At 41.9% G+C, this 358-nt stretch carries 1 protein-coding gene; it reads left to right on the top strand.

The annotated features are described in order from the left end of the window. Window positions 1-26: 26 nt before the first annotated feature. On the top strand, window positions 27-358 hold a 332-nt coding region (locus tag B2X72_RS03775; RefSeq protein WP_286848323.1), incomplete at its 3' end, for a hypothetical protein.

The raw sequence follows: 358 nt of genomic DNA on the forward strand, positions 1-358 counted from the left end.
TTAAATTAACCTAGTGACCTAAAAACATGAAAGAAATCATTCAAAAAACCGGAAAATTTTTCAGAGCGATCGGACAACTTTTTGTAGCTGAGCCAGCTGACAAAAGCACGATTATTGCGAGAAAAGTCTGTGGAAAATATAGAGCCTGGAAATATGGCCCGCTACGTATTTGTATCGAGATGGCCGCCTCCTATTTCCCTGAAAATTATCAGCTTGATGAAGAGGTACTCAAGGCAGCAAATGCTGCTGGCAATATTTATTCTCCAAAGGCTATGCTTTATTACCTTTTGTCCCATGCAAGGAAGATAGCAGCACCGCGGCAGCCATTGCCCATTAAAACGAGCTATAGCTATGTGGC

The organism is Sphingobacterium sp. UBA7253 (assembly GCF_002472745.1).
Lineage (GTDB): Bacteria > Bacteroidota > Bacteroidia > Sphingobacteriales > Sphingobacteriaceae > Sphingobacterium > Sphingobacterium siyangense.